The 26,138-nt window shown below is 67.6% G+C and carries 27 protein-coding genes; 9 read left to right on the plus strand and 18 right to left on the minus strand.

All coding sequences use genetic code 11. From position 1 onward, the window contains the following. Window position 1: 1 nt before the first annotated feature. Genes gltX through IV501_RS01565 form a run of 4 tightly spaced genes read right to left on the minus strand, consistent with a single transcriptional unit; the run spans window position 2 to window position 2,860 of the window. A complete protein-coding gene (gene gltX, locus IV501_RS01550) occupies window positions 2–1,501 on the minus strand; it encodes a glutamate--tRNA ligase (protein WP_200554653.1) in 1,500 nt (499 codons plus the stop codon). A gap of 37 nt (window positions 1,502–1,538) precedes the next feature. Beyond that, window positions 1,539–2,099 carry an HAAS signaling domain-containing protein gene (locus tag IV501_RS01555; RefSeq protein WP_200554654.1) on the minus strand — a complete coding sequence of 187 codons (561 nt, stop codon included), beginning with the start codon at window positions 2,097–2,099 and terminating at the stop codon, window positions 1,539–1,541. Continuing rightward, entirely contained in the window at window positions 2,096–2,428 is a 333-nt protein-coding gene (locus tag IV501_RS01560) for a PadR family transcriptional regulator (protein WP_200554655.1), read from the minus strand. The genes IV501_RS01555 and IV501_RS01560 overlap by 4 nt, the downstream gene beginning before the upstream one ends. A 60-nt stretch (window positions 2,429–2,488) precedes the next feature. Next, window positions 2,489–2,860: a hypothetical protein gene (locus IV501_RS01565; protein ID WP_200554656.1), complete on the minus strand. Its 372-nt coding sequence runs from the start codon at window positions 2,858–2,860 to the stop codon at window positions 2,489–2,491. A 46-nt stretch (window positions 2,861–2,906) separates the two neighbouring features. Between IV501_RS01565 and IV501_RS01570 the strand changes: the two genes are divergently transcribed. Continuing rightward, window positions 2,907–3,479: a YdeI/OmpD-associated family protein gene (locus IV501_RS01570; RefSeq protein WP_200554657.1), complete on the plus strand. Its 573-nt coding sequence runs from the start codon at window positions 2,907–2,909 to the stop codon at window positions 3,477–3,479. 7 nt (window positions 3,480–3,486) lie between these two features. Here IV501_RS01570 and IV501_RS01575 read toward each other — a convergent pair whose 3' ends face one another. Genes IV501_RS01575 through IV501_RS01590 form a run of 4 tightly spaced genes read right to left on the minus strand, consistent with a single transcriptional unit; the run spans window position 3,487 to window position 7,499 of the window. Then, window positions 3,487–4,536 (minus strand): YeiH family protein, encoded by a 1,050-nt coding sequence (locus IV501_RS01575; protein WP_200554658.1) that lies wholly within the window; start codon window positions 4,534–4,536, stop codon window positions 3,487–3,489. After that, on the minus strand, window positions 4,533–5,279 hold the full coding sequence (locus IV501_RS01580; RefSeq protein WP_200554659.1) for a fumarylacetoacetate hydrolase family protein: 747 nt from the start codon (window positions 5,277–5,279) through the stop codon (window positions 4,533–4,535). Before IV501_RS01580 ends, IV501_RS01575 begins: the two co-directional genes overlap by 4 nt. A gap of 3 nt (window positions 5,280–5,282) precedes the next feature. After that, on the minus strand, window positions 5,283–6,416 hold the full coding sequence (locus tag IV501_RS01585) for a branched-chain amino acid aminotransferase (protein WP_200554660.1): 1,134 nt from the start codon (window positions 6,414–6,416) through the stop codon (window positions 5,283–5,285). A gap of 27 nt (window positions 6,417–6,443) precedes the next feature. Beyond that, window positions 6,444–7,499, minus strand: coding sequence for a 3-isopropylmalate dehydrogenase (locus tag IV501_RS01590; RefSeq protein WP_200554661.1), 1,056 nt, complete (start codon window positions 7,497–7,499; stop codon window positions 6,444–6,446). Window positions 7,500–7,634: 135 nt separating this feature from the next. On the opposite strand from IV501_RS01590, the gene IV501_RS01595 reads away from it, so the two are divergent. Then, entirely contained in the window at window positions 7,635–7,886 is a 252-nt protein-coding gene (locus tag IV501_RS01595; protein ID WP_200554662.1) for a DUF6458 family protein, read from the plus strand. Between the two features lie 220 nt (window positions 7,887–8,106). Here the strand turns inward: IV501_RS01595 and IV501_RS01600 are convergent, their stop codons facing one another. The 4 genes from IV501_RS01600 to serA form a co-directional block, all read right to left on the minus strand. Beyond that, window positions 8,107–8,634 carry a GNAT family N-acetyltransferase gene (locus IV501_RS01600; protein WP_234698089.1) on the minus strand — a complete coding sequence of 176 codons (528 nt, stop codon included), beginning with the start codon at window positions 8,632–8,634 and terminating at the stop codon, window positions 8,107–8,109. A gap of 188 nt (window positions 8,635–8,822) precedes the next feature. Continuing rightward, window positions 8,823–9,182 carry a YciI family protein gene (locus tag IV501_RS01605; protein WP_200554663.1) on the minus strand — a complete coding sequence of 120 codons (360 nt, stop codon included), beginning with the start codon at window positions 9,180–9,182 and terminating at the stop codon, window positions 8,823–8,825. Window positions 9,183–9,365: 183 nt separating this feature from the next. Beyond that, entirely contained in the window at window positions 9,366–11,225 is a 1,860-nt protein-coding gene (locus IV501_RS01610; protein WP_200554664.1) for a DUF2207 domain-containing protein, read from the minus strand. Between the two features lie 22 nt (window positions 11,226–11,247). Further along, window positions 11,248–12,837 carry a phosphoglycerate dehydrogenase gene (serA, locus tag IV501_RS01615; protein ID WP_200554665.1) on the minus strand — a complete coding sequence of 530 codons (1,590 nt, stop codon included), beginning with the start codon at window positions 12,835–12,837 and terminating at the stop codon, window positions 11,248–11,250. Window positions 12,838–12,947: 110 nt separating this feature from the next. On the opposite strand from serA, the gene IV501_RS01620 reads away from it, so the two are divergent. Beyond that, window positions 12,948–13,346 carry a DoxX family protein gene (locus IV501_RS01620; protein WP_200554666.1) on the plus strand — a complete coding sequence of 133 codons (399 nt, stop codon included), beginning with the start codon at window positions 12,948–12,950 and terminating at the stop codon, window positions 13,344–13,346. A gap of 39 nt (window positions 13,347–13,385) precedes the next feature. On the opposite strand, the gene IV501_RS01625 is transcribed toward IV501_RS01620, so the two are convergent. Then, window positions 13,386–13,757 carry a hypothetical protein gene (locus tag IV501_RS01625; protein WP_200554667.1) on the minus strand — a complete coding sequence of 124 codons (372 nt, stop codon included), beginning with the start codon at window positions 13,755–13,757 and terminating at the stop codon, window positions 13,386–13,388. Next, window positions 13,754–14,191, minus strand: coding sequence for a hypothetical protein (locus IV501_RS01630; protein ID WP_200554668.1), 438 nt, complete (start codon window positions 14,189–14,191; stop codon window positions 13,754–13,756). The genes IV501_RS01625 and IV501_RS01630 overlap by 4 nt, the downstream gene beginning before the upstream one ends. Window positions 14,192–14,270: 79 nt before the next feature. On the opposite strand from IV501_RS01630, the gene IV501_RS01635 reads away from it, so the two are divergent. Beyond that, entirely contained in the window at window positions 14,271–15,119 is an 849-nt protein-coding gene (locus IV501_RS01635; RefSeq protein WP_200554669.1) for an FAD binding domain-containing protein, read from the plus strand. After that, window positions 15,116–17,851 carry a molybdopterin-dependent oxidoreductase gene (locus tag IV501_RS01640; RefSeq protein ID WP_200554670.1) on the plus strand — a complete coding sequence of 912 codons (2,736 nt, stop codon included), beginning with the start codon at window positions 15,116–15,118 and terminating at the stop codon, window positions 17,849–17,851. Before IV501_RS01635 ends, IV501_RS01640 begins: the two co-directional genes overlap by 4 nt. A 95-nt stretch (window positions 17,852–17,946) precedes the next feature. On the opposite strand, the gene IV501_RS01645 is transcribed toward IV501_RS01640, so the two are convergent. Together IV501_RS01645 and IV501_RS01650 are read right to left on the minus strand one after the other, a co-directional pair. Continuing rightward, window positions 17,947–18,984, minus strand: coding sequence for an XdhC family protein (locus tag IV501_RS01645; protein WP_200554671.1), 1,038 nt, complete (start codon window positions 18,982–18,984; stop codon window positions 17,947–17,949). Window positions 18,985–19,018: 34 nt separating this feature from the next. Continuing rightward, entirely contained in the window at window positions 19,019–19,843 is an 825-nt protein-coding gene (locus IV501_RS01650; RefSeq protein WP_200554672.1) for an SDR family NAD(P)-dependent oxidoreductase, read from the minus strand. A 68-nt stretch (window positions 19,844–19,911) separates the two neighbouring features. On the opposite strand from IV501_RS01650, the gene IV501_RS01655 reads away from it, so the two are divergent. Beyond that, window positions 19,912–21,216 carry an amidohydrolase family protein gene (locus IV501_RS01655; protein WP_234698090.1) on the plus strand — a complete coding sequence of 435 codons (1,305 nt, stop codon included), beginning with the start codon at window positions 19,912–19,914 and terminating at the stop codon, window positions 21,214–21,216. Between the two features lie 65 nt (window positions 21,217–21,281). On the opposite strand, the gene IV501_RS16495 is transcribed toward IV501_RS01655, so the two are convergent. Both IV501_RS16495 and IV501_RS01665 read right to left on the minus strand, forming a co-directional pair. After that, window positions 21,282–22,211: a PDR/VanB family oxidoreductase gene (locus IV501_RS16495; protein ID WP_307812129.1), complete on the minus strand. Its 930-nt coding sequence runs from the start codon at window positions 22,209–22,211 to the stop codon at window positions 21,282–21,284. Next, window positions 22,208–22,897, minus strand: a complete 690-nt coding sequence (locus IV501_RS01665; protein ID WP_200555390.1) for a helix-turn-helix domain-containing protein — start codon at window positions 22,895–22,897, stop codon at window positions 22,208–22,210. Before IV501_RS01665 ends, IV501_RS16495 begins: the two co-directional genes overlap by 4 nt. A 274-nt stretch (window positions 22,898–23,171) precedes the next feature. Between IV501_RS01665 and IV501_RS01670 the strand changes: the two genes are divergently transcribed. Genes IV501_RS01670 through IV501_RS01680 form a run of 3 tightly spaced genes read left to right on the plus strand, consistent with a single transcriptional unit; the run spans window position 23,172 to window position 26,112 of the window. Next, window positions 23,172–24,446, plus strand: a complete 1,275-nt coding sequence (locus tag IV501_RS01670; RefSeq protein WP_307812130.1) for an amidohydrolase family protein — start codon at window positions 23,172–23,174, stop codon at window positions 24,444–24,446. Further along, window positions 24,446–25,225 carry an ABC transporter ATP-binding protein gene (locus tag IV501_RS01675; protein WP_200555392.1) on the plus strand — a complete coding sequence of 260 codons (780 nt, stop codon included), beginning with the start codon at window positions 24,446–24,448 and terminating at the stop codon, window positions 25,223–25,225. Before IV501_RS01670 ends, IV501_RS01675 begins: the two co-directional genes overlap by 1 nt. Next, entirely contained in the window at window positions 25,225–26,112 is an 888-nt protein-coding gene (locus tag IV501_RS01680) for an ABC transporter permease (RefSeq protein WP_200554674.1), read from the plus strand. Before IV501_RS01675 ends, IV501_RS01680 begins: the two co-directional genes overlap by 1 nt. Window positions 26,113–26,138 lie beyond the last annotated feature (26 nt).

A 26,138-nucleotide genomic window follows, 5' to 3' on the forward strand; every position in this document is an offset into this window, starting at 1 on the left:
GTCACAGGCGGGCCTGCAGCCTCGCGATCCGGGCCAGCGTGGACTCCTTGCCGAGCAACTCCATCGACTCGAACAGCGGCGGGCTGATGCGCTTGCCGCTGAGCGCGGTGCGCAGCGGACCGAAGGCGAACTTGGGCTTGATTCCCGCGCCGTCGACCAGGGTGGAGCGCAGCAACTCTTCGATCTCGGTCGCGCCCCACTGGTCGAGCTGCTCGAGAGCGCCATACGCAGCGTTCAGGATGTCGGCCCCACCCTCCTTGGGGAGCGCGTCGGCGTCGTACTCGATCTCGCCGTCCGGGGTGAAGATGAAGCCGAGCAGCGGGCCGGCCTCGCTGAGCACGGCCATGCGCTCCTGCACGAGCGGCGCACCCTCGTGCAAAAACACCCGCTCGGTCGGGGTGGGCGGGTCGGAGATGTACCCGGCGAGGTACGGAATGAGTCGCTCCTCGAAATCGGCCGGCTCGAGCATCCGGATGTGGTCGCCGTTGATCGACTCCGCCTTGCGCTGGTCAAACCGGGCCGGGTTGGGGTTGACGTTGGCGACATCGAAGGCGGCGACCATCTCGCCGATCGAGAACACGTCGCGGTCGTGGCTGATGGACCAGCCGAGCAGCGCCAGGTAGTTGACCAGGCCCTCGGGAATGAACCCGTGCACCCGGTGGTGGAATAGGTTCGATTCAGGGTCACGCTTGGAGAGCTTCTTGTTGCCGTCGCCCATCACATAGGGCAGGTGTCCGAAGCGGGGAACGAAATCGGTCACGCCGATCGCGATGAGGGCGTGATACAGCGCGATCTGGCGCGGGGTGCTGGAGAGGATGTCTTCGCCGCGAAGCACGTGCGTGATGCCCATCAGCGCATCATCGACGGGGTTGACGAAGGTGTAGAGCGGGGCGCCGTTCGGGCGCACGACCACGAAGTCGGTGAAGCTACCGGCCGGGAAGGTGATCTCGCCGCGCACCAGGTCGTCGAAACTCAGATCGTCGTCGGGCACGCGCAGACGCAGTGCGGGCTTGCGCCCCTCGGCGCGGAACGCCTCGCGCTGCTCCTCGGTGAGGTCGCGCTCGAAGTTGTCGTAGCCCTGCTTGGGGTCTTTGCCGTTCGCGACGTTGCGGGCTTCCATCTCCTCGGGGGTGACGTAGCTCTCGTAGAGGTAGCCGGCAGCCTTGAGCCGCTCGATCATGTCGAGGTAGATGTCCGTGCGCTGCGACTGGCGGTAGGGGCCGTTCGGGCCACCGACGACGACGCCCTCGTCCCAGTCCAGGCCGAGCCACCCGAGAGCGTCGAGCAGCTGCTCGTAGCTCTCTTCGCTGTCGCGGGCGGCATCCGTGTCTTCGATGCGGAAGATCAGCTTGCCGCCGTTGTGCCGGGCGTAGGCCCAGTTGAACAGCGCCGTGCGGATCAGCCCGACGTGCGGCGTTCCGGTGGGCGACGGACAGAAGCGGACACGGATGTCGCTCCCGGTCGCAGTGGTGAACAGGGCGGTCGAAGATGTGGTCGGCATGGCCATCCGATCCTATCGTTCGGGTGCCGTGGCGGGCTTATCGCCCTTCGACAGGCTCAGGGACCGCACGGCTCCAGACCGAGCGACCGAGCAGAATGCCGGTCACAATGGCGGCGACGCCAGGGAGGATCAACCCCCCGAGCACGAGCAGATGCCAACCGAAGATGCCATCGGATCTCAAGAAGTTCGGCAGGAACAGCAGGAGGGCGACAGTCGGCGGCACGATAGTGGTGACTAGCTTCTGACTTCTGGACCAGAGGGTGGAGGCCCACATCATCACGATCCCCACCGCCCAGCCGATAATCGGGAACACGATGCCGCCGAACATGATGAGCAGGACAGTGAGGATCGAGAACCAGCGCGATGGAGCCAGCGCCGGCTGCGTAGCGGGACTTTCCGCGCGCGCCTCTGCGGCGATGAAGGCAGGGTCGCCGAGGGACTCGATCCGCGCGGCGGCGGCCGCGGCATCCAGCCCACCGAGCTCTTCGGCGACGCCGGCGACGATGCCGTCGCGGACATCCGTCGCCACTCCGCTCAGCGCGGTCTCGAGCTGGGCAAGGTAGTTGCGCACGACCTGCGGTGCGGTCTGATCGATCATGATGCGTCCTCTCCGATGAAACCTTCGACCGTCTTCGCGAACGGCCCCCATTGCTGGCGGAAAAGGTCGAGCTGCCGCTCCCCCGCCCCGCTGAGCCGGTAGTACTTGCGCACCGGGCCCGACTCCGAGCCCTGGTCATACGTGGTGACGAGTCCTTGCGTGCGCAGGCGCGACAGGACGGGGTAGAGGGTGCCGATGCTCGCGATCATTCCGCGCGACTCCAGCGCCTCCGACAGCGACCAGCCGTACATCGGCTCGCGCGCGAGCAGGCCGAGAATGCAGTACTCGACCACTCCCTTACGGAGCTGAGCCCCCACATCCGCTGTCATGCGATACACGCTACCTTGCAACGCAAGACAGTGCAATCACACCGCGGGATATCGCGAGCGTCAGGCGGTGCGGGCCCAGGCGCGACGGGCGAGCAGCACGCCGATGGCGAGCGCCAGAATCACGGGCACCCCCGGAATCAGCAGCAGGGTGAGGTGCCAACCGGGCGCGGCAGCGGCCGCTGACTGCACCAGGGAGAGCACGATGAAGACGACGAGCCCCGATGCCGGCGGCGCGATCGAGGCGAGAAGCTTTTCGACGGTGCTGAACAACGGAGAGATCCAGAGCATCACGACGCCGGCGATCCAGCCGATCAGCGGCACGACGAAGGTGCCGACAGCAATGAGGGCGAGAGACGTGATGACCCACCAGCGCTGCGAGCTGGCGGCTCGTGGGGCGATGACGGACGGAGGGGTCGTGACGGTATCGCTCATGTTCATACCCTAGGGACATGTCGGCGGCTCTCGTTATCGTGGCACTGTGATCGAACGCGAGATCGTCTACTGCGAGAGCGCCGAGGCGTGGGAGGCCTGGCTCGATCAGCACGCGGCGGACAGCGACGGAATCGCCCTCGCCATCGCCAAGAAGGGCGGGGCTCACCCGAGCGTGAGTTACGCCGAGGCGGTCGACATCGCCCTCTGCTTCGGCTGGATCGACAGCCAGAAGAATCGCCTCGACGACCATCACTTCACCCAGAACTTCGGCCCGCGTCGGGCCCGCAGCATCTGGTCGCAGGTCAACCGCGACAAGGTCACAGCGCTGATCGAGGCGGGGCGGATGCGGCCAGCCGGGCTGGCCGAGGTCGAGAAGGCCCGGGCCGATGGCCGGTGGGAGCGCGCATACGCCGGGTCGAAGACGATCGAGGTTCCGGATGACCTGGCCGCCGCCCTCGCTGCGAGCCCGGATGCCGCGGCCTTCTTCGCGACTCTGACCAGCGTCAACCGGTACGCGATTCTGTTCCGCATCGGCAATGTGAAGCGCGCGGATACGCGGGCCCGCAACATCGCGAAGTTCGTCGCGATGCTCGAGCGGGGCGAGACGATCTACCCCTGACGTCGCATCAGGTGACGTAGACGAACGCCAAGCCGAGCCCGAGAATCGCGCCCCAGGCCACGAGCCCGGCGAGGATCGAACGGATGCCGGACCGCACGAGTTTCTCGAGGCGCAGCGATGCACCGATCGCGAACAGTGCTGTCGCGAGCAACGCATCGTGGACGACATCCGTCACCGCGTAGACGCCGCTCGGCAGCGGGACAAACGACCGGATCAGTACCGCCACGACGAAGCCGACGATGAAGAGCGGCACGATTGGCGGGAGTTTCGTCGCGCGCCCTTCGACGAGCTCGCGCCCTTCGACGAGCTCAGGGGCCATGTCGGTCCCTGAGCTCGTCGAAGGGCGGGCAATGCGCCGGCGGGTGTCGAACGACGCCACCGCCACCATCGGTGCGAGCATCAGCACCCGGGTGAGCTTCACGACGAGGGCCACCGCCAGCGCTGCCGCTCCCCCGGTCTGCGCGGTCGCGACCACCTGCCCGACATCGTGAACGCTCGCCCCGACCCAGCGGCCGAACTGCGCGGCGTCGAGGCCGAGCAGCGATGACAGCACCGGCAGCACCACGATCGCGAGCGTCCCGTACAGCGTCACGAGCGCGATCGGTCGCGCCGTCTCGCGCTCATCGACACCGCGCGCTCCCGCCATCGCCGCGACCGCCGAAACGCCGCAGATCGAGAATCCGGCGGCGAGCAGCACGGACTCCTCTCGCTCCAGCCGGAACAGCCGCGCGATCAGCCAGGTCACCCCGAAACTGACGACGACCAGCACCACGATCGCGACGATGCTGAGCCAGCCGAGCGAGGCGATGTCGCGCAGGCTCAGGTCGAGCCCCAGCAGAACGATGCCGAGGCGCAGGATGCGGCGGGACGAGAGAGCGAGCCCGGCCCGGAATGCCCCGTCCAGCGCCGATCGCGCGGGAGGCAGACATCCGACGATCGCCCCGAGAACGAGCGCGGCAGTCAGCCACGGCACCGCGGGAACAAGCAGGTGGATGCCGTACGCCGCGGCAGCGCCGGCCGCCGCGAGCGCGAGCCCCGGCAGCCAGCGCTCGCTCATGCCCGGTCGCGGGTCGGGTTGCTCAGGGTGCCGATGCCGTCGACAGTCACGTCGACGGTCTGGCCCGCGGTGATCTCGCCGCGGCCGATCGGCGAACCGGTCATGATGACGTCGCCGGGCAGCAGCGTGAATATGTCGGAGACGAATTCGATGATCTCGGGCACGCTGTGCAGCATGTCCCTGGTGTTGCCGGCGCTGCGTTCTTCGCCGTTCACCGCACTGCTTAGATCGGCGGCGGCCCAGTCGAACTCGGTCTCGATGACCGGGCCGAGCGGGGCGAAGCTGTCGTAACTCTTGCCGCGACTCATCTCGCCGTCGGCCTCGATGACATCCCGAGCGCTCACGTCGTTGCCGACCGTGTAGCCGAAGACGACGTCAGCGTAGTTCTCTGCCTTCACGCGCTTGGCGATGCGTCCGATCACGATCACCAGTTCGGCAGCGTGATCGATGGTGCCGACCGGCGGCAGCTGAATGGCGTCGCCCGGGCCGATCACGGTGGTGTTCGGCTTGAGGTACACCAACGGCGATGCCCCGCGCCCGCCCTCGTAGTTGCGCGCGATACCGACGACCTTGGAGCGCGGGATGACCGGCGCGAGCAGCTTGGCGGCCGCGACATCCACCCGCTCCCCCGTCGTCTCCATCCCCTGGAACATCGGGTCGCCAGTGAACACCACCCAGCCGTCGCCGTCGAGCACGCCGTAGCGGGGGTCTCCCCCGTCGACGCTGAATCTGCCGATCTTCATGGGTTACTCCGTCGCAGAATCGGCCGCAGCATCGGAGTCGAGACGCATCATCCAGCCGTGGGTGTCTTCGACCCGGCCGTATTGGATGTCGGTGAGCTCCTGACGCAGCGACCGCGCCAGCGACTCGTCGCCGTCGAGGTGGGTGATCTCGAAGTCGGCGCCCTTGAGGCTGCCGATCGGGGCGAGCACGGCGGCGGTTCCGCAGGCGAAAGCCTCCACGATGTCACCGGATGCTGCGCCCTCCCGCCACTCGTCGATGGTGACCTTGCGGCGCTCGACGCGGTGACCGCGGTCTTCGGCCAGCTGCAGGATCGAGTCGCGCGTGATGCCCTCGAGGATGCTGTCGGAGGCGGGCGTGACGAGTGTTCCGTCCTTCTTCACCAGCACGATGTTCATGCCGCCGAGCTCTTCAAGGTAGCGGCCCTCCTCGGAATCGAGGAACAGCACCTGGTCGCAGCCGTGGTCGTAGGCCTCGGCCTGGGCCACGAGCGAGGAGGCGTAGTTGCCACCGGTCTTCGCGGCACCGGTGCCGCCCTTGCCGGCGCGGGCGTAATCCGTCGACAGCCAGATCGACACGGGGGCGAGGCCGCCCGTGAAGTAGGCGCCGGCGGGGCTGGCGATCACGTAGTAGTTGACCTTCTCGGCCGCGCGCACGCCAAGGAAGGCCTCTTTGGCGAACATGAACGGGCGAAGGTACAGGCTCGTGTCCGGCGCCGACGGCACCCAGGACGCGTCGGCCTGGATGAGTTCGCGAAGCGACTGCAGGAAGTACTCGGTCGGCAGCTCGGGCAGCGCGAGGCGGCGGGCTGATCGCTGCATGCGCGCGGCGTTGGCCTCCGGGCGGAAGCTCCAGATGGAACCGTCCTGGTGGCGGTACGCCTTCAGGCCTTCGAAGATCTCCTGCGCGTAGTGCAGCACGGCAGCGGCCGGGTCGAGCTGGATCGGGCCGTATGGCTGCACGCGCGGGCGGTGCCAGCCGCCTCGGGCCGACCAGCAGATGTCGACCATGTGGTCGGTGAAGTGCTTGCCGAAGCCCGGGTCGGCGAGGATCTCGGCGCGTTCCATCTCGGCCAGGGCCGCGGTGTTGGGGTGACGCGTGAACTCGAGCGTCGAGGGGGCGAGCAGGTTCTTGATCATGCGGATCCTTTTATCGAAAAGAGTGGTCTAATTCTGCGCCAGGCGGGCGGCGATCGCGTCCCCGACCTCCGCGGTGGAGCGCCGGGTGGTGCCGCGCGCGGCGAGGTCGCTCGTCACGGCCGCGGTGACGGAGGCCGAGGCATCCGTCAGTCCCAGGTGATCGAGCAGCAGGGCGGTGGAGAGGATCGCCGCGGTGGGGTCGGCGAGCTGCTTTCCCGCGATGTCGGGCGCTGACCCGTGCACGGGCTCGAACATCGAAGGGTAGGTGCCGTCGGGGTTGATGTTGCCCGAGGCGGCCAGTCCGATGCCTCCGCTGATTGCGGCAGCAAGATCGGTGAGGATGTCGCCGAAGAGGTTGTCCGTGACGATGACGTCGAATCTACTCGGGTCGGTGACCAGGAAGATCGTCGCCGCGTCGACGTGCAGGTAGTCGACCAGGATGTCCGGGTACTCGGCCGAGACCGCGTCGACGGTGCGCTGCCAGAGGCTTCCCGCATTGACCAGCACGTTGGTCTTGTGCACCAGCGTGAGCTTCTTGCGCTGCCGTGTGGTGGCGGTCTCGAAGGCGAAGCGCACGACGCGCTCGACCCCGTAGGCGGTGTTGACGCTGACCTCGTTGGCCACCTCGTGCGGCGTGCCGACGCGGATGCTGCCGCCGTTGCCGACGTACGGCCCCTCTGTGCCCTCCCGCACGACCACGAAGTCGACGGTGCCGGGGTTGCTCAGAGGCGACTCGCTGCCCGGGAACAGCCGGGTGGGGCGCAGGTTGACGTAGTGGTCGAAGGCGAATCGAAGCTTCAGCAGCAGCCCGCGCTCGATGATGCCGCCCTTGAGGCGCGGGTCGCGCGGGTCACCGCCGACCGCGCCGAGCAGGATCGCGTCGAAAGCCTTGAGGTCGTTCAGCGTCTCTTCATTGAGGATCTCGCCGGTTTCGAGGAAGTTGGTCGCGCCGAGCGGGAACAGCGTGGTGTCGACGGTGACGCCCGAGGGCACCGCGGCCTTCAGTACCTTGACCGCCTCGGTGACGACCTCCGGTCCGATTCCATCCCCGGGGATGAGCGCGAGCTTGATGGTTCTGGACATGCCGGTGCTCCTCGAAAGACGTCTGCGGTATGCCTTTCAGCGTACCGGTCGGCGCTCGGGGTTCTCGGGGCGGCGTACTGTGCGGAGCGCTGCAGTCCATCGGTTGCAGTTCACCGCACGGAAGGGACTCACATCATGGGTATCGGCACCGGCATTTTCCTGTTCGTCGTAGGCGCGATTCTTACCTTCGCCCTCAACTTCCAGGTCACCTGGATCAATCTCGACCTCGTCGGCTACATTCTGATGGGCGCGGGCGTCGTGGTCTTCGTCATCTCGCTGATCTTCCTGCTGCGCCGCCGCTCGACGGTCTCGACGACCCGCACGGGCGTCGATCCGTCCGGAACCGAGCGCGTCACCCAGCGCGAGACCCGCGGCGACGGCCTGTAGCGGGCGCTCTCGATCGGTCGGCTACCCGAGGCGGCGTGCTCGCCGGGCGAGGCTGGCCGACGGCTTGTCGATTTCGTGTTGTCAGTTCGCGCTAACATCAGCGCGAACTGTCTTCACGTTTCGCAGATGACGCTGCTCCGCGACACGCGGCAATGTCAGTTCGGGCTGACATTAGTCCGAACTGTCATTACGAATGCGCGCATCCGTTCCGCCGCGACACTCACCCCACCGTGATCGGCAACAGCGCAACGCCCGTGGACGGGTCCGTGGCGAGACGACCATGCGTCTCCACGTCGAAACGGTCAGTTCCGTAGCGCAGCTTCTGGCGCTCGACGCCCTCCGCGATGAAACCGGCAGCGCGGGCGACGGCACATGATGCGGGGTTGTTCGTGCGGTGTCCGAGTTCCAGGCGGAAGAGCCCGCGGTCACTGAACGCCCAGTTCGCCGCTGTCGCGAGCGCAGCCGACGCTAGGCCGCGGCCGCGCGCCTCGGCAGAGAGCCAGTAGTACACCCACCCGGTGCCGTGCCGATCCTCCATCGCGGAGATTCCCACATTGCCGACGGCAATCCCATTCAGCTCGATTGCGAAGTTGCAGACGGCGTCGGATGTCGCGCCGAGAATGCCGATAGCCCGCCGCGCGCCATGGATATCCGCGGGTGTGGTGCCGCCGAATTGCGGGCCGAGATCGTCGGAGACGGTGACGGCTCGCAGGAGCGCGGAAGCGTCATCCGCTCTCCAACCGCGCAACAGCGCGGCGCCGCGGTCAGTCGTGGTTCGGTGCCTTCACCATGGCGACGATCGCCATGACAGTTCCGACGAAACCGACGAGCACGAAGACGCCGAGAAATCCGACGATGATGTCTGCAGCCATGATGTGTCTCCTTGTGCGCGTTCGGCGGTGCCCTTAACGGTACCAAGCCCGGATGGCCGAGAAATTACATCTCCATGTTCCACACGGGGCGCACCTCGATCGATCCGCCCGTCGGGCAGAGCGCCGCGAGGTCGCGCGCGATCGCCGGGGTATCGACCTCGATCAGGTAATACCCGCTGAGGAAGTCCGCGGCCGGATCGGAGAGCGGGCCGTCGGAGTACATGGCGGGCTGCCCCTCCCGGGACGGAACCACGGAGTAGCCGGTTTCGAGGCCCTGCAGCGCCTCTCCGCTGAGCACCTTTCCGCCGGTCGCGACGACCGCGGCCATGAACGCTTCGTGCTTCGCCATCTCCTCGGCGAAAGACTCCGGGCTGGGGTTCTCCCACGCGCCCTCGATGATGAGGAACAGATATCGATCGGCCATGTAATCCTCCAGTGGGTTTAGGACAAAGTACTCGCCGAGTTGCCCAAGATGGTCGTCGCTTCTCGCGATCGGGCAGCCATCTCGGGCAGTTCGCTCACGTTTGCCCAAATATGCAGGTCTTAGATGCCCAAAACCTGCATTTTCGGGCAAACGTGCGAGAGAACGTGGGGCCTGTGCGCGGCGCTAGCGGCCGCCGCCGCCTCCACCGCCGCCACCGCCGCCGGAGAACCCACCGCCGAAGGAGCCGCCGCCGAAACTGCCGCCGCTGCTTCCGCCACCACTGGTCCAGGTGGGCGTCGGGGTGGAAGTCGTTCCGACCGACGACGAGAAGCCGCTGAACGCCTGCGCGAACAGCAGCGAATTGAAGACGTTGGTGTTCGAGACGTACCAGTTCGGCGACTGGGAGGCCGCGTCGTACTTCACCGCGAGCTCCTTCGACCATTCCTCTTCCATGCCCCAGAGCACGGCGAACGGGAGCAGCTTCTCGTAGAGCTTGACGAGTTCCGCGCTGTCGCCGACATCCACCCGGTCCGCCCCTTCTGGGCTCTGCAACATGCGGAACCGGTCGGCTTCGGCGAGCTTCAGGTAGTCACGCATGCCGAGCAGATAGTCGCGCTGCTCCGCCCCGGCGTCGGTGAGCAGCGGGCCACGGATAGCCAGCCCGATCGTGATGAAGAATCCGACGAAGGTGAGGATGAGGGCGGCGATCATCCACGGACTGAACACCCCGGCGGCCGCGGTGAGGAAGCTGACGGCGACCACCACGACGAACAGGACGACGTCGATCAGGATCGCAACGAGGCCGGGAATGAACGATGCCTTGCGGGTGAACCCGCGATCCTGCAATCGCTTGGCCTGCGCGCCGGTGACGACGGCGAGTTTTCGAGCGAGAGCATCGTCAGTGATGCCGAGAGCCTGGGTGTCGCCCGGCTTCAGATCGGCACCGAATATCGCCACGAGCAACGAGCGTTCGTCGTCATCCACCCCGGTGTCGTTGAGGAGCTGCACGGTGAAATCGCCGCCCCCGTCGTCGACGGCGTAGTCGAGGATTCGCAGGTTGCCCCGCACCGCGAAACTCACGACCTGTGCGGAAACTGCGGATGCCGTGCGCCCGACGATCGCGCCAGCCTCCAGCAGATTGAGCTGCTTCGGCACGCTGTACTGGGGGATGATGACGCCGCGACCCTTCGCGTCCTGCTGGCCGAAGGCGAACCGACGGATGACGACGCCGATGAGGAACAGCAGGCTGATCACCGAGAGGGCGATGGCCAGAATCGTCGACCACAGCGGCACGTTGAATCCGAAGCCCTCGCGCGGAACTTCCACGAAACTCTTCGCGTCGAAGCCGATCGCGACCGTGAGGTTCTGCCGCGGACCGAGATTCGAGGCGGTCGCGGTGAAGAGTTGCTTGTCGTCAGTCTGGGTGATCGGGCAGGTCGTGTTCGAGTTTTGCGCTCCCTGGTAACAGGCCGCGCTGCCGTCAAGCAGATCGACGATCGACGGGTCGATGTGCACGCGGGCGGTGACCCTGCCGAAGCTCTGGGCGAACCCGGTGCCGTTGGTGTCCCAGTAGAACTCGTCGTTCTTCGCGTCGGGGAAATACCGCACGACGTTCTCTTGGGTGTAGGTGATGCGATAGGTCTGCTGGCCGCGCACGTACTCGTCGGTGCCGAGAGCGAGCTCGACATAGCCGTCGTTCTCCGTCTTCTCGAAGTTCACCGGGGCGCCGGTCGCGTCGGTAACCGATTCGACGTCGGTGTGCAGCGGCACGCCGTCGTAGTCCGTCGGGATCGCGCGGATGATCCCGCGGTTCTGGTCGAAGTCGGGGAACTGAGCGACGAAGGTCTCGACCGTCTTCAGCGTGCCGTGCCTCTGGGCGTTGCGGGAGAGATAGAAGTCGGCGTCGTACGACACGAAGCTGAAATCGCTGACGTCGCGCGGGGCCGTTGGAGCGTGGAGCGGGGCAGCGGATGCCGCCAGCGGGGTTCCGAGGAAGAGCGCGACGAGCGTGGTGACGGCAAGCGTTCGAACGACCCGGTTCACGGGACCGAGCCTAGGGGACGGGCTATTCGGTGATGTCGATCTCGCGGAGCAGGTCGGCGGAGATGGCGGTGCGCACGGTCTCGAGCAGGCCGTCCGGCACCGGCGAGTCGACGGTCAGCACGCTGAGCGCCTGGCCACCGGCCTCACGACGGCTGATCTGCATGCCGGCGATGTTGATGCCGGCGTCACCGAACTCCTTGCCGTAGACCGCGACGATGCCGGGGCGATCGGTGTACACCATGACGATCAGGTGATCCGCGACCGGTACCTCCACGTCGTAGCCGTTGATCTCGACGATCTTCTCGGTCTGCTTCGGCCCGGTCAGCGTTCCCGAGACGGAGATCTGGGTGCCATCGGCAAGCGCGCCGCGCACGGTCAGGAGGTTGCGGTATTCGTCGCTGACGGCATCCGTCACGAGGCGCACGGCGATGCCGCGCTGTTCGGCGAGCAGCGGCGCGTTGACGTAGCTGACCGACTCGCTCACGACGTTGGTGAACACGCCCTTCAGCGCGGCGAGCTTGAGCACGCTCACGTCGAACGCGGTGATCTCTCCGCGCACCTCGACATCGATCGAGGTGACCGGGCTGCCCGCCAACCCCGAGAAGATCTGGCCGAGCTTCTCCATCAGCGGGATGCCCGGGCGCACGGTCGGATCGATGATGCCGCCGGCAACGTTGACGGCATCCGGCACCAGCTCACCGCCGAGCGCGAGACGCACCGACTTGGCCACCGAGACCCCGGCCTTCTCCTGCGCCTCATCGGTGGAAGCCCCGAGGTGAGGGGTGACGACGACGTTGGGAAGGTCGAGCAGCGGCGAGCCGGTCGGGGGCTCGTGCACGAAGACATCCAGCCCGGCGCCCGCGATCTCGTTCGTGGTGAGGGCACGGTACAGCGCGTCCTCGTCGATGAGGCCGCCGCGGGCCACGTTGACGACAAACGCGGTCGGCTTCATCAGGGCGAGCTGGGCATCCGAGATCATGCCGGTGGTCTCCGGCGTCTTCGGCATGTGAATGCTGATGAAGTCCGCAGTGGCGAGCAGCTCGTCGAGCGGCAGCAGGGTGACGCCGAGCTGCTGTGCGCGCGAGGCCGTGACGTAGGGGTCGTAGGCGACGATGTTCATGCCGAAGGCCTGCAGACGGGCGGTGATGAGGGCGCCGATACGGCCGAGGCCGATGATGCCCACCGTCTTCTCGAACAGCTCGACACCGGTGTACTTCGACCGCTTCCACTGCCCCTGCGCGAGCGCGCCGTGCGCGGCGGGGATGTGGCGGGCGAGACTCAGAATGTGGCCGACCGTCAGTTCCGCGGCCGAGATGATGTTCGACGTCGGCGCGTTGACCACCATGACGCCGGCGGCGGTCGCCGCCTTGATGTCGACGTTGTCGAGACCCACACCGGCGCGGGCGATGACCTTGAGCTGCTTCGCCGCGGCGATGGCCTCCTCGTCGACCTGCGTCGCGGAACGAATCAGGATCGCATCCGCATCTTCCAGGGCCGCGAGCAGGGCGGTCCGATCGGTTCCGTCGACGTTCTTCACGTCGAAGTCGGGGCCGAGGGCCTCGACGGTTGCGGGGGAAAGTTCTTCAGCGATCAGCACGATCGGCTTGGCCACGAATCGAGTCCTTCGGTCAAAAGATGGGCAGCACGGAACGGCTACCCGAAAGCCCCTTCACCCTATCGGCAGCGGTCTGTGTGTGACTGCGCGTGACGCACAATGGAGCAATGAGCGCCTTCGACATCGTCCAACTGGTGCTCCGCATCCTCGTCGCCCTGATCTTCGTGCCGATGGGGATCAATCACTTCGTGCCGAAATCCGCGCGCGCTATGGTGGCGATGATCCCGCCATCGCTCAAGACCCGGGTGAGCGGAAAGACGCTGGTGCGGTTCACAGGAGTGTGCGAGATCGCGGGGGGCGTCGGCATCCTGATTCCGGCATCCCTGGTGCCCGGTCTCGCTTTCGCGGCCGGAATCGCGCTGGCGGTGTTTCTGATCGCGGTGTTTCCGGCGAACAACTTTGCCGCTCAGAACCCGGAGCGCTTCGGGCGAGCAGCGATCCCGTTCTGGCCGCGGTTCGTGGCGCAGGTCGTGCTGATCGCGGTCATCCTGGTCGCGGTCGTCTGAGCTACGCCGTCGTCTGACGGGGCGGGCGGATGTCGCGGCTCAGGTAATGCGCGTGAGCGAGAAGGCGATCGACTCGAGGGTCAACGCGCCGGCGGACAGCACGGCGAGCGCCATCACGAATACCCCGACGAAGGCGAGGATCGGGCGACGGCGGGCGATCACGAAGGCGAGCCCGAAGGTGATGAACGGCAGCGCCAGCAGCGGGGCGATCGCAGCCCACGGGAACACGAGCTCGGTACCGCCCGCCTTCTTCAGTACGCCGTTCTGCGTCTGGAGGTAGCCAGACAGCTCGAGGGTCTGCGCGAGCGCCTCGTAGAAGTAGAAGGCGAAGAGCAGCCCGAACACCACGGCGATGATCGCGTGGATCACGCCGAACTTGGTGCGTTCGGTGCTGAGTTCTGCGGCGCTCACGATCCGAATCCCAGCACGAAGGGCCACGGCGCAAGCACGACCACACCGAGCAGAAGCCAGAGGATGCGCCGTCGGGCCTTGGTGTTCGGCACCAGCAGCAGCACGCCGAAGAACCAGATCGCCGGCGACAGGAAGGCCAGGAACTGGGCGACCCGATCGAGGATCAGCGCCAGCGCACCTGCCGATCCGACGCCGATCGACTGGACCGCGATGATCCACCCCACGACGTAGAGCAGAAAGACCCCGGCGAAGATGCCGTAGACGACGAGCAGCACCGAGCTGGTCGGCTCCGGCGCGTCATCGATCTCGTCCTCATCGACAACGGGAGCATCGACGGCCGACTCGACATGAGTCGCGTCGCGCTCCGTGCCCCAGGTGAAGGCGTCGTCGTCGGACTCGTCAGAGGGATGCCCCTGTGCGCCCGATCCACTCATGACTTCAGCGTACTGACTTCGGCGCACCCGGGGCGCCCGTTACACCGCCGTCACATTCGTGATGTTGACTGCTGGAACAATGGATCTCATCAGCGTTCGAGAGGTGCGCGTCGCCCGAAACCGCGACGACATCGTCTTCGCGCCCGGTGAGCAGCCGCTTGGCGGCGGCACCTGGCTGTTCTCCGAAGAGCAAGACGGCCTCACCGGCCTCGTGGATCTCACCGGCATGGGCTGGCCGTCGATTACCGAGACCGATGCCGCGCTCACCATCTCCGCCACCAGCACGATCGCCGACCTCGCCGCCCTCACCCCCGCTGACCTGCGCTCGGACCCGCTGGCCGGCGGCCGCGACCGCGGTATCGGCGATGCCCGAGCGCTGTTCTGGCAGTGCGCCAACTCGCTGCTCGCCTCCTTCAAGATCTGGAATGTCGCCACCGTCGGCGGCAACATCGCCACCGCCCTCCCGGCCGGCCCGATGACCTCTCTGGCGGCTGCCCTCGACGCCACGGCGATCATCTGGACAGCGGATGACGGCGAGCGCACGCTCCCCGTCGCCGACCTGGTCACCGGGGTGCGGCAGACCGCTCTCGCACCCGGCGAGGTGCTGCGCGCGATCGAGATCCCGCGGAGTTCCCTCGAATCACGCACCGGGTTCCGGCGCATCGCGCTCTCGCCGCTGGGACGTACCGGCACCATGGTGATCGCGCGGGCATCCGCTTCGGGAGCCAGCCCCGAGGTCGTGTTCACGGTCACCGGGGGCACGACCCGGCCGGTGCAGCTGCGCTTCGACGAGCCGCCGTCGGCCGCCGCGCTCGAGCGGGCGCTGCTCGGCATCGACTGCTGGTACACCGATCCGCACGGCGCCGCGGATTGGCGTCGGGCGATGAGCGCGCGTTTCGCCGAAGAATTACGAGCGGAGCTGCAATGAGATTCACCGTGAACGGCGAGCAGATCGAGGCGAGTCCCCTGCCCGGCCAGGTGCTGCGCACGGTGCTGCGCGACCACGGCCACTTCGAGGTGAAGAAGGGCTGCGACGCGGGCGACTGCGGGGCGTGCTCGGTGATCCTCGACGGGTCGCCGATCCACTCCTGCATCTACCCGGCGCACCGCCTCGACGGAGCCGAGGTGACGACGGTGTCTGGGCTCGGAAGCCCGGAGGCGCCGCATCCGCTGCAGGAAGCCTTCGTGCACGCCGCAGGATTCCAGTGCGGGTTCTGCACGGCGGGGATGATCGTCACGGCGTCTACCTTCGACGAGGCCGACCGCGAGGATCTGCCGCGGATGCTCAAGGGCAACCTGTGCCGGTGCACCGGGTATCGGGCGATCGCCGACGCGATCCACGGCCTCGACAACATCGTGCAGCCGCAGGCCGGCGAGGCAGCGGGCCGCTCGGTGAAAGCCCCCGCCGGAATGCGGGTGGCCACCGGGCGCGAGGAGTACACCCTCGACCTGACGACCACCTCCCTGCTGCACCTCGCGGTGCTCCCCAGCCCGCACGCGCACGCGCGCATCCTCTCCATCGATACTTCCCGGGCGGAGGCCGCGGATGGCGTGCACGCGGTGCTGACCCACCGCGACTCCCCCGCCACCCTGTTCTCCACCGGTCGTCACGAGCATCGAACGGATGACCCCGACGACACGCTCGTCTTCGACACCGTCGTGCGCTTCCGCGGGCAGCGCGTCACCGCCGTCATCGCCGACACCGTTGCCCACGCCGAGCTGGCTCTCTCGCTCATCGATGTCGAATACGAGCAGCTGCCCGCCGTCTTCGACCCCGATCTCGCCCGCGCTCCTGGCGCCCCTCTCGTGCACGGCGAGAAGGGTCCGGAGAACCGGATCTCCGATGCGAGCCGCAACGTGCTCGCACAGCTGCACGGCGAGACCGGCGACGTAGACGCCGCGATCGCCGAGGCGGATGCCGTGGTCACCGGCGTCTGGCAGACCCAGCGGGTGAACCACGCGGCCCTCGAGACCCACGCCACCCGAGGCTGGCTGGACGCCGACGGCCGGGTGGTGTTGCGCACCAGCTCGCAGGTTCCGTACCTCGTGCGTGACGAACTGTGCCACATCTTCGGCGTCGAGCAGGACCGGGTGCGCGTGTTCACCAAGCGGGTCGGCGGCGGGTTCGGCGGCAAGCAGGAGCTGATCACCGAAGACCTGGTCATGCTCGCAGTGCTGCGCACCGGGCGTGCGGTGCAGTACGAGCTGCGCCGCAGCGACGAGTTCACGGTGGCGTCGCCCCGGCATCCGATGCGCGTCGGGGTGACCCTGGCCGCCCGCGCCGACGGCACGCTCACGGCGATCGCGATCGACGAGCTCATGGACACCGGCGCATACGGCAATCACGGCATCGGTGTGATGTTCCACAGCGTTCACGAGTCGATCGGCGTGTACCGCTGCGCGAACCGACGGGTGGATGCCGAGTCGGTCTACACGAATAATCTCCCGTCCGGCGCCTTCCGCGGTTACGGCCTCGGGCAGGTCATCTACGCGGTCGAGTCGGCGATGGACGAGCTCGCACTCAAGCTCGGCATGTCGCCATTCGAGCTGCGGCGCAAGAACGTGGTCGTGCCCGGCGACCCGATGGTGGTCGTCGATCCTGACGAGAAGACAGACCTCGACATGCACTCCTACGGGCTCGACCAGTGCCTCGACCTGGTCGAGGCTGCGCTGGCTGGTCCGTCGACGAGTTCAGGGACCGTGCGGTCCCTGAGCTCGTCGACGGGCCATGAGCTTGTCGAAGGGCGATGGAAGTACGGCACCGGCATGGCGATCGCCATGATCGCGAGCATCCCGCCGCGCGGCCACTATGCCGACACGGTGGTCACCCTGCTCGACTCGGGCGACTACGAACTCCGCGTCGGCACTGCCGAATTCGGCAACGGCACCACCACCGTGCACGGACAACTGGTGGCGACCGAACTCAATACCACCGTCGACCGGATACAGATCAAACAATCGGACACGGATGTCGCGCGTTACGACACCGGGGCGTACGGGTCTGCCGGTGTCGTGGTCGCCGGTAAGGCATTGCTGGCCGCCGCAGTGAAACTCAAACAGAGCATGCTCACTCGGGCATATGACCTGACCGGTGAGCACGGGGAGGTGGTTTCTGGCGGTGTGCTGGTGCCATCACGGCTGGTGTCGGCATCCGAACTGGGCGCGCTGAGTGCGGACGGCAGCCACGACGGCACACCGCGCTCGGTGGCCTTCAATGTTCACGGTTTTCGCGTCGCGGTCGATCCCGCGACCGGCGAGGTGCGCATTCTGCAGTCGGTTCAGGCCGCGGATGCCGGGGTCGTGCTCAACCCGGAACAGTTGCGCGGACAGATCGAGGGCGGCACGGCGCAGGCCATCGGCACGGCCTTGTACGAGGAAGTTCTGCTGGACGGCGCGGGAACGGTGACCACCACGGCGTTCCGCAACTATCACGTACCGCAGTTTGCGGACATCCCGGTCACGGAGGTGCTGTTCGCCGACACCTTCGACGACACCGGGCCGCTCGGGGCGAAGTCTATGAGCGAAGCGCCGTACAACCCGGTCGCCCCCGCGCTGGCGAACGCGATTCGGGACGCCCTCGGCGTGCGACCGTACGAGCTGCCGATGTCGCGCGACCGCCTCTGGCGCCTGCTGCACGCCCCCGTCTCGCCGGTTGAGTAGGCCGCGGCTGCCGCTGCTTGAGTAGCGCACGCGCTCTGGCGCGTTCGCGTATCGAAATCGGGGCAGGCCTCGATACGCGCCTCGTTCCTCGGGCGCTACTCGACCAACGGGAGTTCCGCGGTGGCTCGCCGATGGATCGGCCCGGCCGTCGCCACCAGCGGGAGCGTCGACGCTCTCGTTCGCACCGCGATGATCTCGGCCAGGATCGCGACGGCGGTCTCCTCGACCGTGCTCGCGCCGATGTCCAAGCCGATCGGCGACCGGAGCCGGGAGATCGACTCCTCACTGACCCCGCGCTCGCGCAGCGACGCGACCCGGCGGTCGTGTGTGGTGCGCGATCCCATCGCGCCGACGAAGGCGGCCGGGGTATCGAGGGCCGCGGCGATCAGTTCGGCGTCGAAGCGGGCGTCGTGACTGAGCACGCAGATCATCGTGCGCTCGTCGACCTGCTGCGCGGCCAGCCAGGTGGTCGGCCAGCTGACGACGACCTCGGCACCGGGGAAACGGGTGGGGGTGGCGAAGAGCGGACGCGGGTCGCACACCGTGATGCGATAGCCGAGCATCCGTGCCGCCTGGGCGAGGGCCGCCGAGAACTCCATCGCACCGAAGACGATGAGGTGGGGTGCGGGCGTCGACACCTCGAAGAACGTCTCGATGAGCTCACCGTCGCAGTCGATCACCCCGAGGCCCGTCTCGCCGATCGCGATGCGGGCGGCGAGTTCGGCGTCGAGGCGGGCCCGGTGTTCGCTCCGGACGAGCGAGAGCACGGATGCCGTGCCGGCCGCCCCGCCGGCCGTCACGACGCGCAGTTGGTCGGCCACGTCATCCGTCAGCAGCCGCACGTGCACCCGGATCTGTCCGCCGCAGGTCAGCCCGACCGAGAACGCGGTCTCGTCGCTGACGCCGTACTCCACGGTGCGCGGTAGCCCGTCGCCGAGCACCTCCTCGCAGACCCCGACCACCGCGCCCTCGACGCAGCCGCCCGCGATGCTGCCGATCACCTCGGCGCCGTCGAAGGCCATCGAGGTGCCGATCGTACGGGGGGCGCTGCCGTCGATGGAGACGGCCGTGGCGACGGCGATCGGGCGACCGCGCTCGCCCAGCGCGAGCAGGCGGTCGGCGAGTTCGAACATGCCGTCAGCCTCTCACGGCTGCGTTTCGAACGAGTTAACCGACTCCCACCAGTGCGGCGCTGCGGTCCCACAGGCCACGGCAGAGCGTCTCGTCGTAGGCCTGACGATTGGACTTGGAGACTGTGCGATGGGTGAAGTACTCGCCGTGCGGCCAGTCGACGCCGGGACGCGTGGTGGCCAGCCAAACCAGGGTGTCCGCCCCCTTCTCCGCCGTGGTCAGAAAGCGTCGAACCCCGCGCGCATAGAAGCGCCGAAGATGGCTGTTGCTGCCCGACGAGAAATTGGTGGCCACGATTCCCGGGTGGAATGAGGCGGCCGAGATGCCGCTGTCGCGATAGCGCCGGTCGAGCTCACGGGCGAACATGATGTTCTGGAGCTTCGTGGTGCCGTAGGCGCGCGACGGTCTGTAGTCGTGCGCGCTCTCCAGGTCGTCCAGGTCGACGCGGCCGAAGACGCGCCCCGCCGAACTCGCGGTGCCGATGACCGTCGCCTGCGACTCGACCAGGCGGTCGTGCAGCAGGCTAGTGAGCAGGAAGGGCGCCAGGTGGTTCACCTGGAACGTCAATTCGTGACCGTCGACCGTGACCGTGCGGTCGCCCATCAGGCCGCCGGCGTTATTCGCCAGCACGTCGATCCGCGGGTACGCGGCGAGCAACTTCTCGGCGAGCTCGCGCACGTCGTCGAGCTCGGCGAAGTCGGCCAGATACCAATTCGCACCGATCTCGCGTGCCACGGCCTCGGTCTTCTGCGGCGAGCGCCCGACGAGCACCACCCGCTCCCCCTGCTGCGTCAACTGCCGCGCGGCGGCGGCGCCGATGCCGTCGCTGCCTCCCGTGATGACGATGGTCTTGCCAGGCATGAGTCCCCTTCGCTCCCTGAAAGAATCGCACACCAATGACCGGCCGCCGCACCTGGTAGAACATGTGCATGCTCACCATTACCGGCGCCGACCACATCCTCATCGACGAATTCACCGAGGTCTCGGGCAACCTGCACCTCGACGACGGTGTCGTTCTCGCCGGCGCTCCCGCCGAGCGCGGCGAGGTGATCGATGCGAGCGGTTGTGTGGTGACGCCGGGGCTCGTCAACGCACACCACCACCTGCTGCAGAGCGCATTCCGCACCCTGCCCGGAACGCGGGGCGTCGTCATGTCGGAGTGGCTGCCCACGATGGCCGCGGCCTACACCCGGGTCGGTGTGGATGCCGAACTGGCGCACGCTGCGGCATCCGTCGGTCTCGCCGAGGCTCTGCTCAGCGGCGTGACCACCGTCGCCGACCACCACCTCACCTGGCCGTCGGGCGCCGACACCGTGGCGATCGCGACCGCGACGACGGATGCCGCCCGCGCGCTGGGCGCGCGCCTCGCCTTCGTGCGCGGCTCGGCCCGCGACGATCCGCAGGACGCGGCCGCCTCGGCCGCGGCGATCGTCGAAGCGCTGCTGCCCGGCACCCGAGGCGGCGTGAGCGACGACGGGATGCTGCAGCTCGCGGTCGGGCCGGCCGGGGTGCACAGCGACAGCAGGGAGACCTTCGAGCTGCTCGGAGAGGTCGCCGCGACGTACGCGCTGAAGCGTCGGACCCAGGCCAACGAACAGGTGGACGTCGCCATCGCGCTCGAGAAGTACGGCAAGCGCCCGATCGATCTGCTCGAGGAGTGGGGCTGGCTGGAGACGGGCGTGACGCTCGCGCACCTCTGCGACGTGACGGACGATGAGATCCGTCGGCTGGCGGCATCCGGAATCACCGCGACGCACGCGCCGGGCTGCGACCTGCCGATGGGCTGGGGCATCGCGCCGGTTTCCGCTCTGCGCGAGGCCGGAATCGTCGTGGGGCTCGGCACCAGCGGCGGCGGCAGCAACGACGCCGGACACCTGCTGGCGGATGCCCGGCTCGCGATGCAGGTGGCACCCCTGGTCGGCGCGCCGATCGCCGCTCGCTCGGTGCTCGGTATGGCCATGGCAGGATCCGCGGCGGGGCTCGGCCGGCCCGAGCTCGGGCAGCTGCGCCCCGGCGCCGCCGCCGACCTCTGCGTCTGGGACGTCTCCGGGGTCGCGGATGCCGGGGTCGCCGACCCCGTCGCCGGGCTACTGTGGGCGGCGCCCGGTCGCCGCCCGAAGCACGTGGTGGTGGCGGGAAGGGTGGTCGTGCGCGACTACGAGCTGGTCACCGCCGACGAGCGTGAGATCGTGGCGACCCTGAACTCCCGTCTCGGTCGTTCGTCGGTCGAGTAGGCGCGCGGGGGTTTCGATACGCGGACGCGCCAGAGCGCGTGCGCTACTCAACCAGCGGCGGCGGGCTAGAGCTCCAGCACCAGGCGGGGACAGGCCGCGCGCGAGACACAGATGTACATCACACGGTTTTCGGCCTGCTCGCTGGGCGTGAGAATCGAGTCGCGATGCTCCACCTCGCCCTCCAACACCTGCGTCTCGCAGGTGCCGCAGGTGCCCTCGTGGCAGCTCGAGAGCACGAACACGCCCGCCTCCTCCACGACCTCGAGGATGCTGCGATCCGGCGGAACGGTGAGCGTCTCGCCCGACAGCGCGAGTTCCACCTCGAAGGCCTCCGCGTAGACCGGGGCACCGAGTTCCTTGGCCTCGAACCGCTCGACGTGCAGCGGATGATCGCCCGCCGCCGCCTCGACCGCCTCGATGAAGTGCGCCGGCCCGCAGCAGTAGATCGCGGTCGCCGGGTCGAGCGCGGAGATGATGGCTGGCAGGTCCATCCGCGTTCCCTCGTCGGAGACGTGCAACTCGGCCTCCGGCACCTGGTCGAGCAGCGCCATTGCACCGCGGGTGCGTCCCGCGTAGTGCACCGAGAATTCGACCCCGGCCGAGCGTGCCGACGCCACCATCGCGGCGATCGGCGTGATGCCGATTCCCGCGGCAAGAAACAGGTACCGCGTGCCGGTGACCGGTGCGAATCCGAAGTGGTTGCGCGGGCCGCGCACTCGCACGGTGTCACCGACACCCAGGGAATCGTGAAGCCACGCCGACCCACCCCGGCCCGCGGTCTCTCGCAACACGGCGATGCGCCAGCGGCCGGCATCCGTCGGGATCAGCGAGTACTGACGCTCGCCCGCTGCCAGCAGCAGATCGATGTGCGCGCCGGGCTCCCACGCGGGAAGCGCGGCGCCCGGAGCCTCCAGATCGATCAGGACGACGGATGCCGCGGCCGGCGTCACCGCCACGACCCGGGCATCGATCTCCCGCTCGCCGCCCGAACTCACGGCTCGTCCCCCACAGCACCGTCCGCCAGACCATCGTCGTCGAACGAAGCATCCCCGATCAGGCCACCGACGAAGCGGGACTTCACCAACCTCGCCTCGGGCTTCTGCTTGACCACGAACAGGCGATATCCGCCCGGTTTCACGGCGTGCCAGCGATGCCGGATCCCGCCTTCGAAGTAGATCGAGTCGCCCTCGGTGAGCACCGAAGAATCGCGCCCCTCGAAGTCCACCGCCACGGTGCCCTCGAGAACGTAGAGAAACTCGTCGCCGTCGTGCTGGTAGAACTCCCCGAGCTCCTCGCTGTCGGCGGTGAACTCCATCGGGTGGAATCCGCGACGACCGTGCACCAACAGGCGACCGAGGCCGGCGCCGTATGGCCCTCGGGTTCCCTCGTCGGAACGCACCACGACGATATCGGGCTGGTCGGGCTGATCGTCCTCCTCACCGGCGGCGATGAGTTCGAGCTGGCTGCTGCCGAGTGCGTGGGCGATGCGCTCGAGCGAGGCCATGCTGGGGCGGGCCCGACCGCGCTCCAGCTGGCTGAGAAACGGATGCGACAGCCCGGCAATCCCCGCCAACTGCACGAGGGTCAGACCCCGCGCGAGGCGCAGTTCACGGATGCGAGCGCCGAGCCTCTCGGCGTGACGGTCGGTCTCGGCCTCGGTGGTCGTGACGGGGTCCTCCAGATGTCGTGGGCACAGAAATTGTGATGGGCACAGGATTTTATCGTGCGCAGAGCTCGCGAGTGCGGCTGCGCATTCAGGATGCTGTCGAGTTCGTCACCTCCCGCTATCTATGCTTAACAGATCGCAATGGGGCCGTTACATGTCGGAAACAGGATGTCCCTAGATTTTGTGATGTTGACAATATCAACATTCAGGTGCGACTGACTCGACGGTGCGACGGTCGCAAACATCCCCCCTTTGTTTTCCGCCACGACGTTTCCGGAGACACCGCATCGTGCCAAACCTCCCCCGCCGGATCTCTGTGATCCGGAATGCGACCCTCGCCAACGGTGACGTCGTGGACGTGCGGATCGACGGCTCCACGGTGGTCGAGGTAGCCCCGGCCCGTTCGTCCATCGGCGCCGGCGACCGCGACCGTGACGCCGACCGTGACAGCGACGCTCTCGACCTGCGCGGTTTTCTGCTTCTGACGGCACCGGCCGAACCGCATGCCCACCTCGACAAGGCGATGTCGTGGGATCTGATCAACCCGCCGATGGGCGATCTGGTGCGCGCCATCGACTCGTGGCGCGCCTACTCCTCGGTAATGACCGAAGACAGCATCGCCGACCGTGCCCGCTCCGCCGCACTCCGGCTGCTCGCCAACGGCACGACGGCCATTCGCAGCCACGTCGACCTGCTCGTCGGCGACGAGCCGCTGCGCGGGGTCCGTGCCCTCGTGCGGGTGCGCGACGAGCTGCGCGACCTGATGGATATCGAACTGGTCGCGCTGGCGGCATCCGATCTCCCCGACTCGACCATTGAGGAGGCGATCGACCTCGGCATCGACCTGGTCGGCGGGGCGCCGCACCTCGCGCCGGAGCCTCTGGCAGACCTGCGCCGCCTGCTCGCCGTCGCCGAGCGGCGAGGCGTGGGCGTGGACATGCACACCGACGAGAGCCTGACCGGGGCTCCGACGCTGGGCGAGCTCGCCCGCATCGTGCGCGACTGGGAGACTCCGGTCTCGGCCGGCCACTGCGTACGACTCGGCACCCTCGAGCCCGCCGAGCTCGCGGATGTGATCACAGAGGTGCTCGCCAGCGACATCGGCATCATCTCCTTGCCGATCACCAACCTCTACCTGCAGGGTTGGCAGCAACCGGTCTCCACCCCGCGCGGGCTCACGGCCCTGCGCGCGCTCCTCGATGCCGGGGTGCGGGTGGCCGCGGGCGCCGACAATGTGCGTGACCCCTTCAATCCGGTGGGCCGCAGCGACGCGCTCGAGACGGCATCCCTGCTGGTCACGGCTGGCCATCTCACGCTGGATGAGGCCTACGCCGCCGTGAGCGCTGGCGCTCGCGACGTGATGAATCTGCCGGTCGCCGGTGTGCAGATCGGCGCCGCAGCGGAGCTGGTCGCCGTGCGGGGCACCAATCTGTCGGATGTCGTCGCCAACGCCTCGGCCGACCGGTACGTCATCCACGCCGGCAGCCTCGTCGCTCAGAGCACCGTGAGCTACGAGATCGCCGCCATTCGCAGCAATTCACCACTAGTTACAGAAGCGAGGTGATGCTGCCCGTGTCCACGACAGCACCAGCACCCACACGAACGACGACGGGCACCCTGCTCGACTTCACCGACGTCGCCATGCAATTCCCCAACGGCACCGTCGCGCTGCAACACGTCGACCTCACGGTGAACCGCGGCGAGTTCGTCACCGTCGTCGGCCCGTCCGGCTGCGGCAAGTCCACGCTGCTGCGCATCGCCTCCGGACTCGAGATCGCGTCCCAGGGCACCGCCGAGGTCGATACGAACCGCATCGGCTACGTCTTTCAAGACGCGACGCTGCTGCCCTGGCGCTCGGTGCAAGACAACGTCGAGCTGTTGGCCGAACTGAATGGCGCCAAGAAGGTCGATCGGCAGGCGAAGGCAACCGAAGCGATCGAGCTGGTCGGCCTGAAGGGCTTCGAGAAGAACCTCCCCAAGCAACTCTCCGGCGGAATGCGGATGCGCGCATCCCTCGCCCGCTCCCTCACTCTCGAACCGGAGCTGTTCCTGTTCGACGAGCCGTTCGGCGCGCTCGACGAGATCACGCGTGAGCGCCTCAACGACGAGCTGCTGCGCCTGTTCGTGGAGAAGCAGTTCGCCGGTCTGTTCATCACCCACTCGGTGTCAGAGGCCGTCTACCTGTCGACCAAGGTCATCGTGATGTCCGGCCGCCCGGGAACCATCGTTGGGTCTTTCGACGTTCCGTTCCCGATGCCGCGGGACCCCGACATCCGTTTCACCGCCGAATTCGCCGAGCTCGTCGGCGAGGTCTCGCACGCACTCCGAGAGGGGCACCGCTGATGTCACAGAGCCCACTGACCATGACCTCGGGCGAGGTCGCCGCGGCCGTGGTGAACGCCCGTCGGGTGCGAGCGTTCTCGCGGAGCGGACGCGGCGGCAAGGCCGCGCTCTGGATTCTGCCGATCGCCGTGTTCTTCGTACTCATCGGTCTCTGGTACCTGATTGCGCTCTACTACGACAAAGCGCAGCAGCTCAGCTTTCTGGTGCCGTACCCGCACCAGGTGGTCGCCGTGGTGTTCTTCCCGAACTCCGCGATCGTGCCCTCCTTCTCCAGCCAGCTGCTCAACGGGCTGCTCAATTCCACCGAGGTGGCGCTGACCGGTCTCGCTATCGCCATCGTGATCGGCGTCGTCTGGGCCGTGTTGATGTCGCAGGCGAAGTGGGTCGAGCGCTCGCTCTACCCGTACGCGGTCATCCTGCAGTGCGTGCCGATCCTCGCGCTCGTCCCACTGATCGGCTCGCTGTTCGGCTTCGACTTCCCTTCCAGGGTGATCGTCACGGTGATGATCTCGCTGTTCCCGCTGGTCGCGAACACCCTGTTCGGGTTGCAGTCGGTCGACCGCGCACAGCGCGAATTGTTCCGCCTGCAGGGCGCGGGTCGCTGGACTACGCTCACCAAACTGCAGGTGCCCGCCGCGATGCCATCGATCTTCATCGGCCTGCGCACGGCCGCCGGTCTCTCGGTGATCGGCGCGATCGTCGGCGATCAGTTCTTCCAGCGCGGTACGCCGGGCCTCGGAGTGCTGATCCAGGTGGCCACCTCGCGGCTGAACGGCGCCGGCGCCTACGCGGCGATCATCACCGCCTCCCTGCTCGGCGTTGCCGTCTTCCTGCTGTTCGGCTGGCTGGGGCGTCTCGCCGTCGGTAAGTGGTACGACTTCAGCTGATTTCCGCTCTCTCGCTTTCCTGAATC

Source organism: Lacisediminihabitans changchengi (assembly GCF_016634425.1).
In the GTDB taxonomy this organism is placed as follows: domain Bacteria; phylum Actinomycetota; class Actinomycetes; order Actinomycetales; family Microbacteriaceae; genus Lacisediminihabitans; species Lacisediminihabitans changchengi.

Coding starts and splice junctions, on each gene's coding strand:
- gltX (WP_200554653.1), bottom strand. CDS start 1,501: ATGCCGACCACATCTTCGACCGCCCTGTTCACCACTGCGACCGGGAGC.
- IV501_RS01555 (WP_200554654.1), bottom strand. CDS start 2,099: ATGATCGATCAGACCGCACCGCAGGTCGTGCGCAACTACCTTGCCCAG.
- IV501_RS01560 (WP_200554655.1), bottom strand. CDS start 2,428: ATGACAGCGGATGTGGGGGCTCAGCTCCGTAAGGGAGTGGTCGAGTAC.
- IV501_RS01565 (WP_200554656.1), bottom strand. CDS start 2,860: ATGAGCGATACCGTCACGACCCCTCCGTCCGTCATCGCCCCACGAGCC.
- IV501_RS01575 (WP_200554658.1), bottom strand. CDS start 4,536: ATGAGCGAGCGCTGGCTGCCGGGGCTCGCGCTCGCGGCGGCCGGCGCT.
- IV501_RS01580 (WP_200554659.1), bottom strand. CDS start 5,279: ATGAAGATCGGCAGATTCAGCGTCGACGGGGGAGACCCCCGCTACGGC.
- IV501_RS01585 (WP_200554660.1), bottom strand. CDS start 6,416: ATGATCAAGAACCTGCTCGCCCCCTCGACGCTCGAGTTCACGCGTCAC.
- IV501_RS01590 (WP_200554661.1), bottom strand. CDS start 7,499: ATGTCCAGAACCATCAAGCTCGCGCTCATCCCCGGGGATGGAATCGGA.
- IV501_RS01595 (WP_200554662.1), top strand. CDS start 7,635: ATGGGTATCGGCACCGGCATTTTCCTGTTCGTCGTAGGCGCGATTCTT.
- IV501_RS01605 (WP_200554663.1), bottom strand. CDS start 9,182: ATGGCCGATCGATATCTGTTCCTCATCATCGAGGGCGCGTGGGAGAAC.
- IV501_RS01620 (WP_200554666.1), top strand. CDS start 12,948: ATGAGCGCCTTCGACATCGTCCAACTGGTGCTCCGCATCCTCGTCGCC.
- IV501_RS01630 (WP_200554668.1), bottom strand. CDS start 14,191: ATGAGTGGATCGGGCGCACAGGGGCATCCCTCTGACGAGTCCGACGAC.
- IV501_RS01635 (WP_200554669.1), top strand. CDS start 14,271: ATGGATCTCATCAGCGTTCGAGAGGTGCGCGTCGCCCGAAACCGCGAC.
- IV501_RS01640 (WP_200554670.1), top strand. CDS start 15,116: ATGAGATTCACCGTGAACGGCGAGCAGATCGAGGCGAGTCCCCTGCCC.
- IV501_RS01645 (WP_200554671.1), bottom strand. CDS start 18,984: ATGTTCGAACTCGCCGACCGCCTGCTCGCGCTGGGCGAGCGCGGTCGC.
- IV501_RS01650 (WP_200554672.1), bottom strand. CDS start 19,843: ATGCCTGGCAAGACCATCGTCATCACGGGAGGCAGCGACGGCATCGGC.
- IV501_RS01655 (WP_234698090.1), top strand. CDS start 19,912: ATGCTCACCATTACCGGCGCCGACCACATCCTCATCGACGAATTCACC.
- IV501_RS01675 (WP_200555392.1), top strand. CDS start 24,446: ATGCTGCCCGTGTCCACGACAGCACCAGCACCCACACGAACGACGACG.
- IV501_RS01680 (WP_200554674.1), top strand. CDS start 25,225: ATGTCACAGAGCCCACTGACCATGACCTCGGGCGAGGTCGCCGCGGCC.